This is a genomic window from Bacillus cereus group sp. BfR-BA-01347, assembly GCF_022663835.1.
GTDB lineage: Bacteria > Bacillota > Bacilli > Bacillales > Bacillaceae_G > Bacillus_A > Bacillus_A thuringiensis_K.
This window is the reverse complement of the sequence record NZ_JAKUGG010000001.1, coordinates 346183-363090: the sequence shown is the minus strand read 5'-3', so window position 1 is coordinate 363090 and position 16908 is coordinate 346183. Positions and strand designations below refer to the sequence as shown.

Here is a 16908-nt window from a genome sequence, read left to right as displayed (position 1 = left end):
ATGTATTTCCCATGAGTCACCTTATTCCGTAATACTATTGCGTCTCCTTTGTACCTCTTCTTTTAATTCTCTATTCGCAGTGGTTAATTCATGCACTTGCGTTTCCAGACTCTCATTACGAGCCGTTAATTGTCTTACTTGTACTTCTAATTGAAGGTTCGCTTTTGTTAATCTAGCAACCTCTAGAGTTAGTTCTTTCACCTGATTTTGATATGTTAACATCATATCTTTGAGTTCAATTCGAAACTGCCTTTCGTCATCAGATAAAGAATGACGGTTTGTACTTGTATCGATACTGGTGTTAGAAGTTGGTTTGTTCTTAGAAGTTAAGTAACCAAAACCTCCTGTAATAAACATGCCTAATACAGAAGCAATTGCAGAAATTAAACTATCTTTCATTAACCGTCACCTACTTTCATCAGCTTAAGATAGAGACCTGCGGCCATAAGTGCCCAAACAAAATAACTTGTACCTGTTGTAGCACTATCACTTAACCATAAGGAAACGGAAACAAATGTCCAAAATCCAATAGAAATTAACAATCCAATACTTCTAATAATCTTATTATCTGTAGCCACCCCATATAATAAGAAGAAAGATATAAATAAGCATTGCATGCCCCATAACTGTTCCGGCATAACTTGCTCCATAGTACTGTATACAGAATTTTTAAATGTAGCAATGGGAGATAACAATAGAACTGCCCACCACAGTGCTATACTGATCAAACCAATTTCAACAAGATTGTATTTTCCCTGTTTAGGCATATATAATAGCCTCCTACTTTTAGAAATTCTCCTACCTTAGACATAACCTAATGTGAATTATTACAAGGTAAAGAGATGTTACACATGAAATACGCTCAAAATTTTTATCTCCATGTATTGTCAGAGATAAAACGTATTCCTATTTCATTTATCCTTATAACTTAAGGCAGTTATCACTTTCTATCATTGAGTCTTATCTAGCTTCTTACATAGAATAGTTAAAAAAATTTCATGTCACTATACATAAAACTAACTTTCTACATTGGAAATATTTACGCTATTAAACAATTTAAGTAGAAGATTTATATATTCCCTCTAACATTACTCAAAAATAAAAAGATTACACTTTTCTTAGAGAAACACTATCTACAACACAATACGTTAAGAAAAGTTACTTTAATTAGACCATTGAAAGTTCTTTAGACAATGAAAATTGATTTTTACAGCAAAATCATAAGAATTTATATGATTCATATATTTATAAATTTATTATCTTATTCAATAGAAATTATAAGAATTTAATCATAAAAAATAGCCTACCCAGTGAAATGGTAGGCTACTTTTCTCTTTTACATTATATAGGCATATGGATATGCTGTTACGACCTCAATACTACTCTCTAAATTGCTAACACGCTTAATTAAAGCTGTTACCGATATCTGTGATTTATCACTTTGTCTTACAAAGAAATTATAAGCTTGTAAGTCACTTTTATCGGACTGTCTAACAGCTACTGTTCCAAGTTTATCATATGCAGCTGATCGTCTTACTGCAATTGTACTACTTAAATCTTCCTTATCACTCTGCCTTATAATAACCGTGGAATTTACACTGTAATGTTCAAATACTTCAACTAAACCAACAAGATTACTATTCGAAGACTGTCTTACGGTAATTTTACCATTAAGTAAACCACCATCTGTTTGAGAATCACCCCATACTCGTACAGTAGCGTTCCCGAACAAATTAAAATGATCATAGCAAGCTATTTCACAAGCTAAATCTGCTAAGGCAATTTGTCTTGCGGCAATCTTGGAAGGTAAATCACTAACTTGTTTAGCTTGAATAAATCCATTTAATCCGATTTCAGCACTTCGTCTAATACTAATACTCGATTCTTGATTCTGGTTATCCCATATTCGAATAGCTATTGTTCCATCTAGTTGTCCGCCATCAAGCCAAGAGTCACCCCATACTCTTACTACAATAGAGTTTTCTAGTATCACTGCACCAGTTTGTCTTATTCTAATAGAAGAGGCTAAATCTCTATACCGTGGCTTACTAGCAGTAATGCTAGAGAACAAGTTAACCCAAGGCCTTACATACCCCTTAATCGGAAGCCTATCTTCAGTATTTTGTTTAACTCTTACATAACCTCTAAAATCTATATGACCTATAGCTCTTACAGTTAGTTCTGAATAGAAGTTTCCTGAATTTATTTCAAATATACTGTCTAAATCTGAGCTTCTTCTTACTCGCGCATTTAACATGGAAACCAGATTTTTTTGCGCATTAATAGGAATCGTAATAAACGATTGTAAATTACCTGAGTTTACTGTTACAATACCTGGAACATCATACATCATGCGTAGATTTATCGAAGAAGGAATTTCCTCCCACCCACCTAGCGGAATATGAATAGTCGCAGGAAGATTGTTCTCATTATTTTGTCTTGCAATTACATGGCCATTTAATAAAGATTTCTCCCAAACATTAATGTACGTTTTTAAATTAGGATTTCCTATGTTACCATAACCTTCTAAATCTACTCTATACTTAACGTACAGTTCAGAATGTTGATCCGTACATTCTTCAACCCTAATTCCAATTGTACTATCTAATTCAACTCGCTCTTTAACATCTAAACTACCAGGCAACTCAAAACTACGTGTGATTTCAAATTCCATGAGTAGATTATTTTGCAAGTCAGTATCATTAGACCATACTCTTATATCAAAATTAGAAATGAGATCATCCCTATAAAGGACATAAACACTAGAGACTTTATTATTTTCAGTAATACTCATAGTAGAGGCTATTTGCCCACCATTAACTATAGGGTTCCCCCATACACGAGCGGTAATATTAGTGCTCAAATCATTTCTATAAAGAACATAAATACTCGAACGTTTTTCTATTTCATTGGCACGAATATAACCATCAAGGTCAGATGCACCTATTGTTTTAATAGCTATTTTTGCAAGAATTTCACTAAAATCTTTTTGTCTAGATACAATACTACCTATAATTTGTGGATGGTTAATCCAAATTCGGGATTCTAACTCCCTAGGTTGATGAATATGTAAACTAGATGATAGATTACCAAATCCTTTATTATCTCTAATAAGAATGTTACCAATTAAATCTTTTACCTTATTCTGAATAATTGTGATTTCTGCTGAAATATACGCATGATCATCAGAATATATCTGCATGTCATAGTATGTAACTTCTAACTCTGGTCTTCGCTCGATTGCTTCTTTTGTATAAAATCCTCTAGATAAATTTTCGGACTCTTCTACTGCCCGCACTAAGAAACCAAGGTTAGGTTTTTCATATATATGCCACTGCTTAACTAACTGCGTAACATCAAACTCTACGTATCCAGCTGCTCCACCTATTACTCTAGTTACAGAAAATCCATCTATTGCAGCTTGAGGTTGGTTAGCCCACGTTACACCTGTTTCATTCCATTGACTATTACTTTCAATGACCTGAACAGACTGAGAACCTTGTCCTCTCCCATCATAATACAGTCGTAAAATAGCTTTACCTATTTCAGTATTTACTGTAGGTATTGTTGAAATATCAAATCCCACAAGGGAGCGATATTTCTCAGGAAACGGTGATCCAGTCCTACCTATATACATCTGTGTTTCTGAACCATAGTTTAATTTCGGGAAAAATTCACGAATAAATGCATCCTTATTCGGATACAGTTTCATATTAAACTTTGGCCTTTCCATCATGCCATAACTAGCCCTTAATACGAATGGCTTAGAGACAAACAATTTACATTGTAAATTTTCAGTTACTCTAATCGATAACTTAGATGATAACCACTCAAAATAAATAGGCGCTATTTCATAGGTAGCCATCATACTGTTTTTCAAATTAATGAACATGTCTCCATATAATTCATTCCACTCTTTAATCCCTAAATCCATAGGTAAATCTGCTATAAAGATTGGAGAAATTTCATAACTGGCAGACATTATTCCTTTTACAGCTACCGTTAAGGTACCATCGAGCTCTGAAAGACTAGTAATAGTAATTTTTGAAACCAAATCATCTATAATAATCCCAGACATACCATACTGTGCTCTCATGGATGAACGGGTCGTTACGTTAATGGTAGAGAGAAGTTCCTGTACAGCTCTTACAGTAAGATTTGCAGGGAAATCTCTAATGGTAATACCATCTATTCCATAGGTTGCTCTTAGATATGAATTAGTAGAAATGTGTATACTTGATTCCAAGTTATTCGTACCCATTACAAAAATCTCGGAATAAAGATCACTATAATACGAAGGCTCAGTAAAATATGTAGCCCTTACTAATCTATCTACATTTATATTAACTCCAATATTGGAAGGTAAATCTTTAAAATATGTTACAGAAATGGCACCTTTAAAATCATGATATGAAGCTTTGTCCGTTTCATACTTAGCAGACAAATGAATTTCTTTCATATTCACTATAATGTTTGATTTTAAATGTGCAGGATAAGTCAATACATTTACTTCAGAAAGTAAACTTGAAATATATTGTTTATCAATCTCATAATGACCTACTAATTTGGCATAAGGGTTAATAGATATATTTGAAAATAGATTATTATGTGTACATACTCTAATTTCTGATTTTAAATCGCTAGATCCATAACCCTCCATATTATATTCAGAACGCATATAACTGATAGGATTGATATTTAATATACATCTTAAATCTTTTTGGAAATGTGTAACACTAATTGTAGCAACTAAATCTTCTTCTCCAAATTTATCAATCTCATAGTTAGCGGCTATTCTAATACTTGGATTAATTATAATAGAACTTATCATATCTTCAGGTTTCATAATATCTATGAAGCCTTTTAAATTTTGACTATCTACTTTGGCTGTCTCATATTTCGCTATTGCTCGCGACATTATGCTTACATTTAAGGTAGCTTCTATCTCATCACGCCATAATACTAATCCCTTAGAAGATAGTTCACTTTTATTGTCGGTAATAAGAAAACCTGCATTGTAACTATTCGTTACCTCATCCCAACTAAGTGCCCTTTGATATATTCTAAAAGTTGCTATATTTCCTTCAAAATAACTATTATTTGCTGTTGATGATTTACCTAATACTAATGGGGCTGTTGTATTAACATATTCCCCTAATACAGGTAAACTAAAGCCCTGCGGAGCTGCATTGATCATACCCCATAAGCGTTCCCCATCATACAGCAAAGTCACGTGTTGCCAAGCTTTTACGTTAACTTCAGCAAAAACAAAAGACATTTTCTTTGTTTCTGTCGTTATTTGAACCCTAATTTCACGAGTATCTAAGTCAAAATAAAGTGAAAACCCTCTTTCACTTCCCACACCATAAGATGCCACATAACCTGACTTAACTGGTTTGACCCAAGTTTCAAAAGTAAAACCTGAGTCAGTTGGTAGTAATTCCAAATGATTAAGAATTACCACGTGATTGTTAAGGCCGTTAAAGTAAAGTGAATAAGGGTCCGTAGGTATATTCATACCTGTCCAAGTCTTATCTTGCGAGAAGTTAAAACTTATCAAACTTCCGTTATGCCCTTTTCTTGCTAAATCAAACCAAGAATTAACAGGGATTGTATTTACACCCTGTGAGTAACCTTGGTTAGCTAACGCAGAGTGTAAATGTAAGGTCAGTCCCTTTAACGGATATGCCATTCTAATCACATCCAATCCCATTGTATTGAGATGAAAAGCTCATTAAGCAGGACTTGCTTTTGCCTTCATATCAAATGTACCACCCTCTGTTACTGTAACTTCGGACAAGAACCTAATATAAAACTGTCTAGCATCTCCAATAGGTATAGTTCCAGAGAAAGGTATTTCATCTACAGGTACGAAAGGATTGTTTGATAAACTTAGTTGGACTGTAATACCTGGTTTTACTGTAGGTGGATCGACCCAAACTTTCATATCCTTAACAGGGAAATCAGCATTATTCTGTAACCATACTGGATAAGCCTCAGAGGTACTACCAGCTACCAATGTTCCATACTCTAAGTAGCGTAAAATATTACCTGCTTCATCAGTATAATATAGTCCAATCTCATTTCGGAAACCTAATATAGGTAACTTTGACGGTCTATGTTTTTTCAAATATGGACTTCCATTCAGATACTTTTCATCAAGCCCCCAGACATCAATTAAATCATAGGCTACTAAAGTAGACTCATGATTTAATTCAGGAGTGAATTTTGGTGAAAATGCATAATGCGAGCTACTTGTTCCTGTAAGATCCCTGTTATAAAAACAATTGTCAATTACCCATTCCGGGAACAAACTATTTGTAGCAGTCGAATAATATGTAGATTCCACCACAAAATTACCTAAAGCTCTACTAGCTCCTTTGGCTTGGACAATAATTCGCTTCCAGGTAGTTTTAGAAATCATTCTATAATCCGCAGAATACCAATTACCTGCGTAAGCATTACCAAAGGATCCATGGGCTGTTGAACAATTAGACATATCAGCATGCACTACGATATCTTCGAATAGTTGATTAGCATTACGGTAGTCTATCACGCCCACGATGCCTCCCATAGTACCAGAAACCTGGTCAAAGATACCTTCTACAGAACACTTCTTAATTTTGGTGTTACTAAGAACCCCTCCTACAATTCCTCCATAAAAACCATTTTGTTGTTGTACTGGGGCATTAAAGGAACAGTTCTCTATCTCACTATATCCCCCCATAATGCCAACAAGACCACCACATCCATACTTCCCACTGCCAGGAAATGTTTTGTAAATAAAATCATTAAATTTTCTCACATGACAATTTTCAATACGAGAAAAACTACTTGACGAACCACTTCCTAATGCACCTGCTAAAAGCCCACCCCAATATCCTAATTCTACATCAACATCGATTAGTGTTAAATTTTTCAAGATTCCACCAGGATTAATTGATTTAAAAAGACCTACATGACTTTCAGCACGTCTACGTATATACAGATTTCCTATTGCTTTACCATTACCGTCAAACGAACCTGAAAATTGAGTTCCCCACCATTTAGAACTATTAGCTTCAAAATCACCACTGCCAATTGGCGTCCAACCGTTTCCGGTTTTAGGATAATCAAAAATAATATCATTCTCCATCCTAAAATGGGCATCTGCAAAATGGCGTACTTGTTCTAAATCAAATAAATTATAGATTAGATAAGGATCGTTGGGTGTTCCTTTTCCCTTCTTATATTTGATAAATGAACGGTTTTCAGGGTATCCTTTATTAATATGGTAATCTCCCATATGCCATCTGTCTCTAAAATTATACGGGTAAGAACTTACTTTCTTCATGTCTACTTCGGAAAGTGGTTTACCTTCTCCTTTAGCAACCTTATTTTGAGCATCAATATTATAGAAATTTTCTTCAGCTGGTATTGATCCTGAATTAGATCCACAGAAACCTCCATGATATGAAGCATTCTTAGCTAACGTTGTGTCTATTACTTTTCCAGTAGAATAGCATGAAGAAATACTCCCAGCACTATTTTTCCCAATTATCCCACCACAAAAAGAGCCATCCGAGTAAACAGCTGCGTGATTATAATTTCTCTTTATAGTTCCAGAGCCCTGCTCCCCGACAATCCCCCCAGTTCTACTAGCAGAAACCCCTTCATTACGAATCTCACCTGAAAGTACAGCACAGTCAGAAATTTCGCCATTTGATTTTAAACCTACAAGGGCTGCTACATAACTTCCATTTCCGGTAATACTTACATTAGTCAATCTGACACGGCGGATAGTCCCATTCTTTTGTTCACCAAATAAACCAATGTTATTTTGTGTACGTTTTATATACAGATCTTTGATTTCAAATCCCCTACCATCAAAAAAACCTGAAAAGTTAGATATTGGATTCCATCCTGAACCAGTTTGGTAACTAGTCATAATAATATCCTGTGTTTGAGTATAGTAAGCACTCAAATTATTGCGAACATTATTCAAGTCTTCTTCATTCTCAACTAAATATGGACTATCTTGTGAGCCACCACCACCGGAGAAATGATTAACATAAATATACGTTTTTCCATTTTCCTTTACATAATATGGCCTTTCCTGTTCTTCTTCTATCTGTGATTCAATAAATACGATAGAAGGAATCCCATCTTTATCTGGATCAGTAGCAATAAATACTTTGTCGTAGTCATCTTGAGGTAAAATAATAACGCCACTTGTCTCTGATGCCCCGTCTACCCAAGTAAATTCCCTCGGCAAATCTATACCTGCTTCAGAAATTAAATTAGATAAATCACGAACTCGTTCACGACTTCGTACAGAAATACCTGTTGGATCATCTGTGTCTAAAATTATTTCACTGTCCAGATGAACTTCTTGAAATGTTGAATATATTAGGCTTAAATCTTCATCACTTACTACACTCTCAATATCACACCATTCGTTTTCTACTAAGATTTGAACTGGTATATTAAATGTTTTTAAGTGAACTTTCTTATCTATAACTTCTATTGTGTAGTTTCGAATCGTTTCAGTATCTTTTACTACACTCCCATCCATGTTATAAGATGTACCATAAAGGGTATTTAGAAGTTGTTCTCTTGTTAACTTTACTGAATGATCCAATTCAATTCACCACCTATATTAGGTTCAAGAGGCGCTTTAGTTTCAAAAGCTACTCGTCCATTATTTACTATAATCACTTTTCCATCTAATTTCTGATCAGCTACCATTCGTAAATTAATCATGGCAGGTTGGTTAAGTGGAAGTTTTACAATGGGTTTAAAATGAAAGTTAATACCTTCTACATTAATATTCGTTTTATACCCCAAGCTGTAATGAGTGATGCGGTTCGATAGCATTCCGTTTCCCTGAAAACCAGCCACAAGTCCTGATGCTTCTGCATCTTTAAATGTGATAATATCGTTAATGTCATACTTAAAATCGCCATTTAAAGGTATAGTTTTTCCATCAAACTCATAAAAGAACTGAATGCGATGACCTGCTATACTGAAAATACCATCACGTTCAAAATAAATTTTATTACCATGACCAATTAATCCGAATCGGAAAAGCTTATTTCTATCAATCTTATAAAAGCTATTCTCTTCTTTTGTATTAAAATCAAATTCTGGGAGATGAGTACCGTCAGGATACTCAGCCACCCAGATAAAATCCTGTGCCACAGGAGAATGTGTATATTTATCATTTTGTAAAATCAATTTGCTTCCCCCTACCTCATTGCATTGAAGTAACTATTTTTTATACGTACTGATATGCAACACGTGTTAAGAATGCTACGTTTCCTGCTGTCGCGTTACCTGGAACATTGGCACGAAGGATAACTTCTGCATAGTTACCTTTTGCACTAGTTTTATTACCATCATTTTTAACACCTAAAATTTCATTTGCATTTGGAGAAAACGTACCATCAGTATTCGTTGAATTTCCTCCTGCTTGGATTGGATGAGTAGAATTACCTCCAATAGGTGTACGACCAGTTTCAGCTGCCGATGCAACAGTCACCTCAACCCATTTATTTGTTACTAACTCACCCGTATTACCACCTGCACTATCTTTTGTCGTAATAGTACAGTTTGTCATAGTAGATAAATCTGTTGTTCCCGCAAAGTTATTCCAAATTAATACTCCAAAATCAGAGGAAGGTGTTCCTGCATCAATGGTCCCAATATTCCAAGACGGTACAGCTCCTGAGTTGTCTTGTTTTCTCCAATTCACTTGTGGTGCTGGCATATAAATGACCTCCTAATTTTTATTTACACTTTAATTATCGCTACATCTCTTTATAAAGTTGTGATGAATTATTTATTATTCTTCGAGAGCTAATTCAACTACCAACTCTACAGTAATATCTTTTACGCCCTTACCTACCTCTTTGATATTGATTCTAAAGTGATCATCACGATTAACAGCTAGTTGTGACGGTTTAAAAGAATATGGTGTAGAGGACGTACGATTAGATTTGCTCTTTCCATCAATAACAAGTTCATCAGCAAGAATGCTATGCCAAATAGGTGTTGTATCATATGAACTTTGACTGCATCTTTCAATGTCAATACACGTTTTTGATTCTCCCATTGTGCCGCACGTTACATATGCATCAATTAACTCTCCCTTATAAGGGAAACGTAATTCTGTACGAACAATACCTACTTGTACAATAGATGGCACAACAAATACCATCACTTTATCGTCAAGCTTCCGTATACGCCTGTTATTGAGATGTGCTCTATTGTAAGCAATAAAATCCATAAATTTATCCTCCTTATAAATCGAGGTATGCACTGTCATTATAAGAACTTTCCATTGGAAATTAACAAAGGGATAGACTTAGCTATCCCCTCGTACTGTTGTCTTTAGTAGTCTTCTAGTTGCAGGATCATATGAAAATTCCCTTGTAACCTGTTGAGATAGACTTCCAAGACCATCTGTATAATATACAGTCTCTGTTTTCAATTCACCCTTTACCATAGGTGCCTCGTTCTCATAATACGTAAACTCTCGAATAATAGTATGATCTCCCGTGATAATTTCACGAATAATTTGACCTCTTTCGTTATATTCATAATCTATATCTACACTAGAATTTCCACCGTACACCAATTCTAACTGGCGTTGTATTTCATCTAAACGTGCATCTAATGAAATATGAGGCTTATCACTCTCTCTGAATTGCCGAGCATCATATACTTCCTTTTGTAAGTCATAAAATTGCGTTCCACTAATAGTAGCTTGCCCTCTACTACAATATTGGTTTTTATAGACTTCTATGTACACCTCATCACCAATTTGTAGCTGTATAGAACGCTCTTCATTTTTTGAACCTACACCTAAATGGATGTGATAATCATCCAGCTCAATATAATCAACTCCGCTTAGTAAACGCCGGCCATTATAATACACTTTTAATAACCCTTTATTTGGTTCATAAGTATGACCAACTGGTAAAATAGGATTTGATGTACCATATGTTTTCACGAAATCTTGATCAACAACGTGTAATATTTCATCCCAATCTTTTGTGATAGGACTATATCTATGGAGCTTCATTCTTGTTCCCATTTAGCCACCCCTTATTCGTTTCTTATTTCCAAGAAGAAGTGTGAAGGTCTCATCTGTTGTTTTATTTTTTCAGGATCGGTTGTATCGACCCTAGCAATTCTCACCCAAAAATCCTTTGATTCTCCTTCATGTAACGTTCCTATACGTATTGTTGTATCTTCATATTGATTAGGAGTACCGTTGTTGTCTGTGGCAAGATCACACCATTCCCAGCCAAACTCTTTTTTATAAACAGCAATCTGAATTTCAATATTCTCCGCTACATTTCCCGAAGTATCGTTTAAGACAGTCAATTTTTGTTCAATTATGTCACTTTTCAGTGCACCTAAATGTGTAGCTTTTGTTTCACTTAACTCTTGGCCTTTCCATTTGACTTTTAAATTTGTACCTTTTAAAAACAGATCTCCGCCGTACATTTCAGCGTATTCTTTTTGTTCATCTATTAAAACATACTCACCAGTCTCACTCTTATCGTAAACTCTAATTTTCCCCTTAAAAGGAATGGTAGGTAATTCAATGTCTATACCTGAATATCCATCTGGAACTATTTGAGTAGTTACAATATTTCTTTCATAATCAATTAACTCAACTTTATAAAAACTATTTAAATTACCAACACTAATATTGGTACCTTTACACAAGATGACCCTTTCTACAATAAGGGGGGTATACCCATCTCTTGGTGTACCTTTTAATATAACTCCAGCCATAGCTGGATCGATACAAATTGTTGAGTCAAATAGCTCCCACGCATTTCCTCGCTCTGCAAAAAAGGTCCACAGATTTTGTTTTTTTACTGTTCTCCAAATATTATAGGTATTCTCATAAATGCTATCTTCACTTTCCAAAAACTCAACTTTCTCAAGAGCATTCTTCCAAATAACGAGACCACCTTCATCTCCCAAATATTTTGGTGTATAGTTCGAATGCACTTGTAGTAACAATTCATCTTCATTTTGAGGCAGAGAAAAAAGAGCATTTGTACTTCTATCAGTAGAGTTGTGTTTAAGTACTAATTGTTTATCAGAATCACTGTACGTATAAGAATCAGTAGGGGATACGATCCAACGTGAATCAAGTGTTTCAAAATTATCGTCAAAAATAAGTCCAGTCTGAACCCTATGAATGCTCAATAGTAACTTCCTCCTATCGCGTCTTCTTGATATTCCAACCATTCCATGCAGGGAATGGTTTACCCATAATGAGCCATACTTTATCCTTTTCTTTTTCATCCCATGGCTTATCTGGTTCAGGTAATCCTATACCTGTATCATCTTCATCAATTACATTCATTTCATGCTGTCTTTCAATATTTAAATCCACTTCATTTTCTATAGAAATTATATTTGAATTCGAATGCATTCCCTCATCAATTTCATCAATAAATCCGTAATTTCCTTTATTAATATTTAACAATTCATCATCTTCTATAGACATTGTATTTAATATTAATTTTTTCGTTGTAGTTTCACTATCTATTGTGATATTTGAAGCAGAATTAATGTTTATCTGTTCTTCTTCATCCAGTATCATTATAGTTTCATTACTTGAACTTCCCTCTTCTTCTTGGAAAATCCTTATTTTCTTCTTATTTACCTGTTCTGTTTGCATTTCATCTTCTATTGTCATTTTTCTATTTTTACGTAATATTGTTTTATCAAATTGTTCTTGGATAACATCTAAGAATACATTACATTCTGCTAAGGTACTTTCTTCCACCTCTGTATCTACATGAATTCCCGAAATTGCCATTTCATTATTGTTTATAATTGAATCTGTTTCTTGACTATTACTCGCAAAATCATAGTGATTTATAGTAGTTTCGAAATTACTTTCTGAACCTGCAAACTCTATTTCTTCTAATGTTGTTTCTCTATCATTACCACTATTTACGAATTCAATTGTTGCAATATCCACTTCATTTGATGCATGGTGATCTGCTAAATTCGCATCTATAACTACAGTGTCTATAGTTGCACCCATTTCACCTTTAATAGTAGGATCAATAATTGACTCATAAGTATCCCCCAAACTCATAAGAGCCCCATCAGTAACTACAACTCCAATTTCATTTGTTTGATTACCTGAAACTGTATCTTCAATGGTAGCATCCTTTTCTTTCCCTACATTGGTTAGAACTTGATTGTTCATTTCAATATCAAATATGTTAAACAGATGAGCTAAATGTTTTTTTTCTACTGCAACGTGGATTTCACTTCCACTTAATGCGCTTTCTACATCTTGTATCATTGTTTCATATTCTTTATGAATAATTAATGGTTCTACCTCTTCTATTAACGTTTCATAAGTCTCTCCTACTATACCTTCTGATACATAATCCAATAGAATACCATTGTCTTTTTCAGCCATATTTGACATTGTATTTTCCTTATAGACAACACTATCAATTATCCCATCAGATTTTGCTGTACTTAGATTAATGAGGTAATTTTCCTCTTCACGAAGATTTTGAAATGCTCTATCGTCACTTTGCATATACACTTCTAGCGTATCTTCCAGATTCATATCTAGTAATTTATCGACGTGTAATTCTTCTTTGCGTTCAATTTGGTCTGCTATCTCACCATTTTGCACATACGTTTCTAGTGTTTTTTCAAGATTCATGCTTAGCGGTTTATCGACATGCAGTTCTTCTTCACGTTGTAATTGGTCTAATCTATCCATACTTTGCACATGCATTTCTAACGTTTCTTCCAGATTCATGCCTAACAATTTCTCTACTGTTGTTTCTTCTTCGCTTTCGATTTGTTCTGCTATCTCACCACTTTGCACATACGTTTCTAGTGTTTTCTCCAAATTCATACTTAGTGGTTTATCGACATGTAGTTCTTCTTCACATTGTAATTGATCCAATCTATCCATACTTTGCACATGCATTTCTAGCGTTTCTTCCAGATTCATGCCTAACAGTTTTTCTACAGCTGTTTCTTCTTCGTATTCAATTTGTTCTGCTATCTCATCACTTTGCGCATACGTTTCTAACGTTTTTTCAAAATTAGTGCTTAGTAGCTTCTCGACATGTAGTTCTTCTTCGTTCATTCGTTTTGCTTTATTAATATTTTGTGCATACGTCTCTAGCGTTTCTTTTCTAATTTCATTTTGTTCTGCCATATTACCGCTTTGCACATACGTTTCTAATATCTTTTCATGCTTCGAACTAACTAACTTCTCAATATATACCTGTTCTTTATGATCAGTTTGATTCGCTCTACTACTATCTAATAAATACAAGTCTCTTGTATTATCTAGAACAGCATCAATTAGATATATTTCATTGAGCTCTTCTTCTCGTTCTGCAAGCGCTGCTGAATCGTTATTTTGAATATAGGTTTCAACTATATTTTCTAATTCCAATCCAATTAGATTATCAACATGAGCTTTTTCTTCTCTCTGTATATCATCTGCTATCATGTTGGTTGATACATCAGTATTCAATACCTTTTCACTTTTAGCATCTAAAAAATTCACTAAATTTATTTCTTCTTGTTTCAATTGATTTACTACATTACTATCTTGAATATAAGATTCAAATATCTTTTCAAGTTTTGAATTGATTAGTGTGTCTTGCTGAATTTCCATGTTCTTTTCGGGTTTATTTACTACACTTTGTTCTTCTACATAAAGTTCTAAATTCTTCTCTATCTCCCCAAAATCTCCATAGTCATTCGAAATATCAACTACGATTTCTCTTTGATTACTTAAGGTAGTTGTTGAAATAAATGTGTCAAATTCTTTATCTAGATGATACTTAATTTCATTTTCTATAGTTATCTCATAATCAGCTACACTATTTTTAACAGAAATATTTTGTTCAATTTTTGTTTCATTTGTTTTTTTCTTTTCACTCTTTTTTACTACATGTGTAACCACTACATCTTCACATTGTTCCAACACACTTGAAGAAAAACCATCTATTTTAGCGTCCTTTAATAAAGAGTGAGTTTGCATTGTATTTAACTCGTTAAGTTCAACATCTATCATACCCTCATTGCTAAAGGCCTGTTCTGTAGCTATTAATTCCCCTTTAAAAGCAAAACGATTAGCACCATTCTCTAAATTATTCAAATGGCCATTTTGAATCTGGAATGTTTCACCGGAATTTATAACAATCTTTTCACCAACTTGGTAATTTCTATCTCCACTAAGTAGATTTAACTTTTCTGCTTCACGAATAAATTCTGTGCTATCCAATAAAGTAGTAACATTCGCTTGATAATGACTACTAAAATTACTATTTAATACTGAATCTTCAAATCCATACTTAAATGATTTGCTTTGTGTTTTTTCCATATCCAGTGACTCAGAACCAGAATGGTAAACCTGACCTAATTCGAATCCTGATAAATTATTTTGAACATTTTTATACTTATCTGCAATGATAAATTTCTCACTATTCTTCGTATACTGATAAGATTTACTATCTTCCATTCTATGAATTAGCTGTTTTACAGACTTGAAAGAGGTACTACCAATGTACTGACTAAAATCATTCAAAGTATAATTCACATTTGCCCTTGGTACTGTCATTGAATCTACTCTTCCGTCTGAAATATTCTTACCTGCACCTAAACCCTGAATAATTACATCATGTACGTTTCGTGTTTCATCTAATGAAGCTTTCTGATTCATTAATCTATAGACTTCACTCGCTTCACTTAATGTAGCTATATGAGACACACCCTCGTAAATTTTAGGTTCAATATACGCCTCATATACATCAAATGGGACTAATCCATATAAATGATAATTCCCTCTACTATCCTGAGAAACGTTTCCTTCTAATGCAATTAAAGATCCTGTTTCAGTATTTGCAACCTTACTTGATAACAGCTTATTTCCATTACTCATTTCATGCTTTTGTAGAAAACCTAAAATTCCTTTATAGGATTCACCTATATCTCCTAAATTCAGAACGCCTTGAATTGGTGTATCTTTTCCTTTTAATATTCCTTCATCAGGATAACTTGTAAAAATAACTTTAAAGTTCTCAATCTTATTGGGCTCTTTCCCAAATTCACTTAATTTGTTCCCCTTATCCAATTGGCTATAGAGAGCATCCAAAACCACTTTTAAAAAATTGGCTTTTGCTATTTCTACAACTTTCTCGCCATATTGTAAGGTTAGCAATCTTTCTTCCGTATTAATTTGCCCACTTTTAAATAATACATCTGCTAATTCTTTTACTTGATTATGACCAAAACTCGGTAATAACTCGAGTAGTTCTAAACTAATATTTTCTCCAATTAACTCTTTCAAAAAGCCGAAATCATAAGAATTCCTTTCACTATAAACCCTCTTATTACTACTTTTATATTCAAATGGAGTTTCTGTATGAATCATCGACTTTTTACTAGATTTCAAGTCATATTTGTTTAGTTTCTTAACTAGATTTGTATTAATTTGACTAATAACTTCTCCAAAATAAGCGTAAAAATCCTTATTCTCTGTTATTTCTATTAAATCCCCTTGTCGTGCACTTTTATCCCCTCTAGTTAATGCTTCTCCTACCTCCGCTATATAAATAAGACTACCTTTTTCTAAATTTAAATTGGAGCCTTCAAATATAGTTTTGTAATCAGCTAATACAGAGTGCATCGCACCAGCCGCTCGTTTCACTTTTGTACCCATTTTCATATCATCTAAAGCTAACGCACTATACCTATTCCAAGGATCAAAAGCCAATGGGACAACATCTAGATTAGGTACATTTTGATGACGATTGAACCTGAATACATATCCCTTTTTATTATAAAAAAGGGTAGTGAAACTGAGTAAATAATGCTTACTGTTACTCATTTTCCACCACCCAC

10 protein-coding genes are annotated in these 16908 nt (G+C 33.9%); all 10 read right to left on the bottom strand.

What is annotated here, in order from left to right:
• Positions 1–21: 21 nt before the first annotated feature.
• A complete protein-coding gene (locus tag MR143_RS01835; RefSeq protein ID WP_000655296.1) occupies positions 22–399 on the bottom strand; it encodes a hypothetical protein in 378 nt (125 codons plus the stop codon).
• Positions 399–767, bottom strand: a complete 369-nt coding sequence (locus tag MR143_RS01830) for a hypothetical protein (RefSeq protein WP_001125914.1) — start codon at positions 765–767, stop codon at positions 399–401. Before MR143_RS01830 ends, MR143_RS01835 begins: the two co-directional genes overlap by 1 nt.
• Positions 768–1336: 569 nt before the next feature.
• Positions 1337–5692, bottom strand: a complete 4356-nt coding sequence (locus tag MR143_RS01825; RefSeq protein WP_199717544.1) for a DNRLRE domain-containing protein — start codon at positions 5690–5692, stop codon at positions 1337–1339.
• Between the two features lie 42 nt (positions 5693–5734).
• On the bottom strand, positions 5735–8620 hold the full coding sequence (locus tag MR143_RS01820; protein WP_242280601.1) for a halomucin: 2886 nt from the start codon (positions 8618–8620) through the stop codon (positions 5735–5737).
• Positions 8605–9216, bottom strand: coding sequence for a hypothetical protein (locus MR143_RS01815; RefSeq protein ID WP_000602965.1), 612 nt, complete (start codon positions 9214–9216; stop codon positions 8605–8607). Before MR143_RS01815 ends, MR143_RS01820 begins: the two co-directional genes overlap by 16 nt.
• Before the next feature lie 40 nt (positions 9217–9256).
• The gene (locus MR143_RS01810) at positions 9257–9748 is read right to left on the bottom strand and encodes a hypothetical protein (RefSeq protein ID WP_001111327.1); all 492 of its coding nucleotides are present in this window, start codon (positions 9746–9748) and stop codon (positions 9257–9259) included.
• Positions 9749–9823: 75 nt separating this feature from the next.
• Entirely contained in the window at positions 9824–10267 is a 444-nt protein-coding gene (locus tag MR143_RS01805) for a hypothetical protein (protein ID WP_000345538.1), read from the bottom strand.
• A gap of 78 nt (positions 10268–10345) precedes the next feature.
• A complete protein-coding gene (locus tag MR143_RS01800; RefSeq protein WP_000537241.1) occupies positions 10346–11077 on the bottom strand; it encodes a hypothetical protein in 732 nt (243 codons plus the stop codon).
• Between the two features lie 11 nt (positions 11078–11088).
• Positions 11089–12210, bottom strand: coding sequence for a hypothetical protein (locus tag MR143_RS01795; protein WP_000022192.1), 1122 nt, complete (start codon positions 12208–12210; stop codon positions 11089–11091).
• A gap of 13 nt (positions 12211–12223) precedes the next feature.
• A complete protein-coding gene (locus tag MR143_RS01790) occupies positions 12224–16894 on the bottom strand; it encodes a ring-infected erythrocyte surface antigen domain-containing protein (protein ID WP_242280600.1) in 4671 nt (1556 codons plus the stop codon).
• Positions 16895–16908 lie beyond the last annotated feature (14 nt).

Bases quoted from the DNA above. Each gene is read 5' to 3' on its own strand.
- MR143_RS01835 (WP_000655296.1), bottom strand. From the start codon at position 399: ATGAAAGATAGTTTAATTTCTGCAATTGCTTCTGTATTAGGCATGTTT.
- MR143_RS01830 (WP_001125914.1), bottom strand. From the start codon at position 767: ATGCCTAAACAGGGAAAATACAATCTTGTTGAAATTGGTTTGATCAGT.
- MR143_RS01825 (WP_199717544.1), bottom strand. From the start codon at position 5,692: ATGGCATATCCGTTAAAGGGACTGACCTTACATTTACACTCTGCGTTA.
- MR143_RS01810 (WP_001111327.1), bottom strand. From the start codon at position 9,748: ATGCCAGCACCACAAGTGAATTGGAGAAAACAAGACAACTCAGGAGCT.
- MR143_RS01805 (WP_000345538.1), bottom strand. From the start codon at position 10,267: ATGGATTTTATTGCTTACAATAGAGCACATCTCAATAACAGGCGTATA.
- MR143_RS01800 (WP_000537241.1), bottom strand. From the start codon at position 11,077: ATGGGAACAAGAATGAAGCTCCATAGATATAGTCCTATCACAAAAGAT.
- MR143_RS01790 (WP_242280600.1), bottom strand. From the start codon at position 16,894: ATGAGTAACAGTAAGCATTATTTACTCAGTTTCACTACCCTTTTTTAT.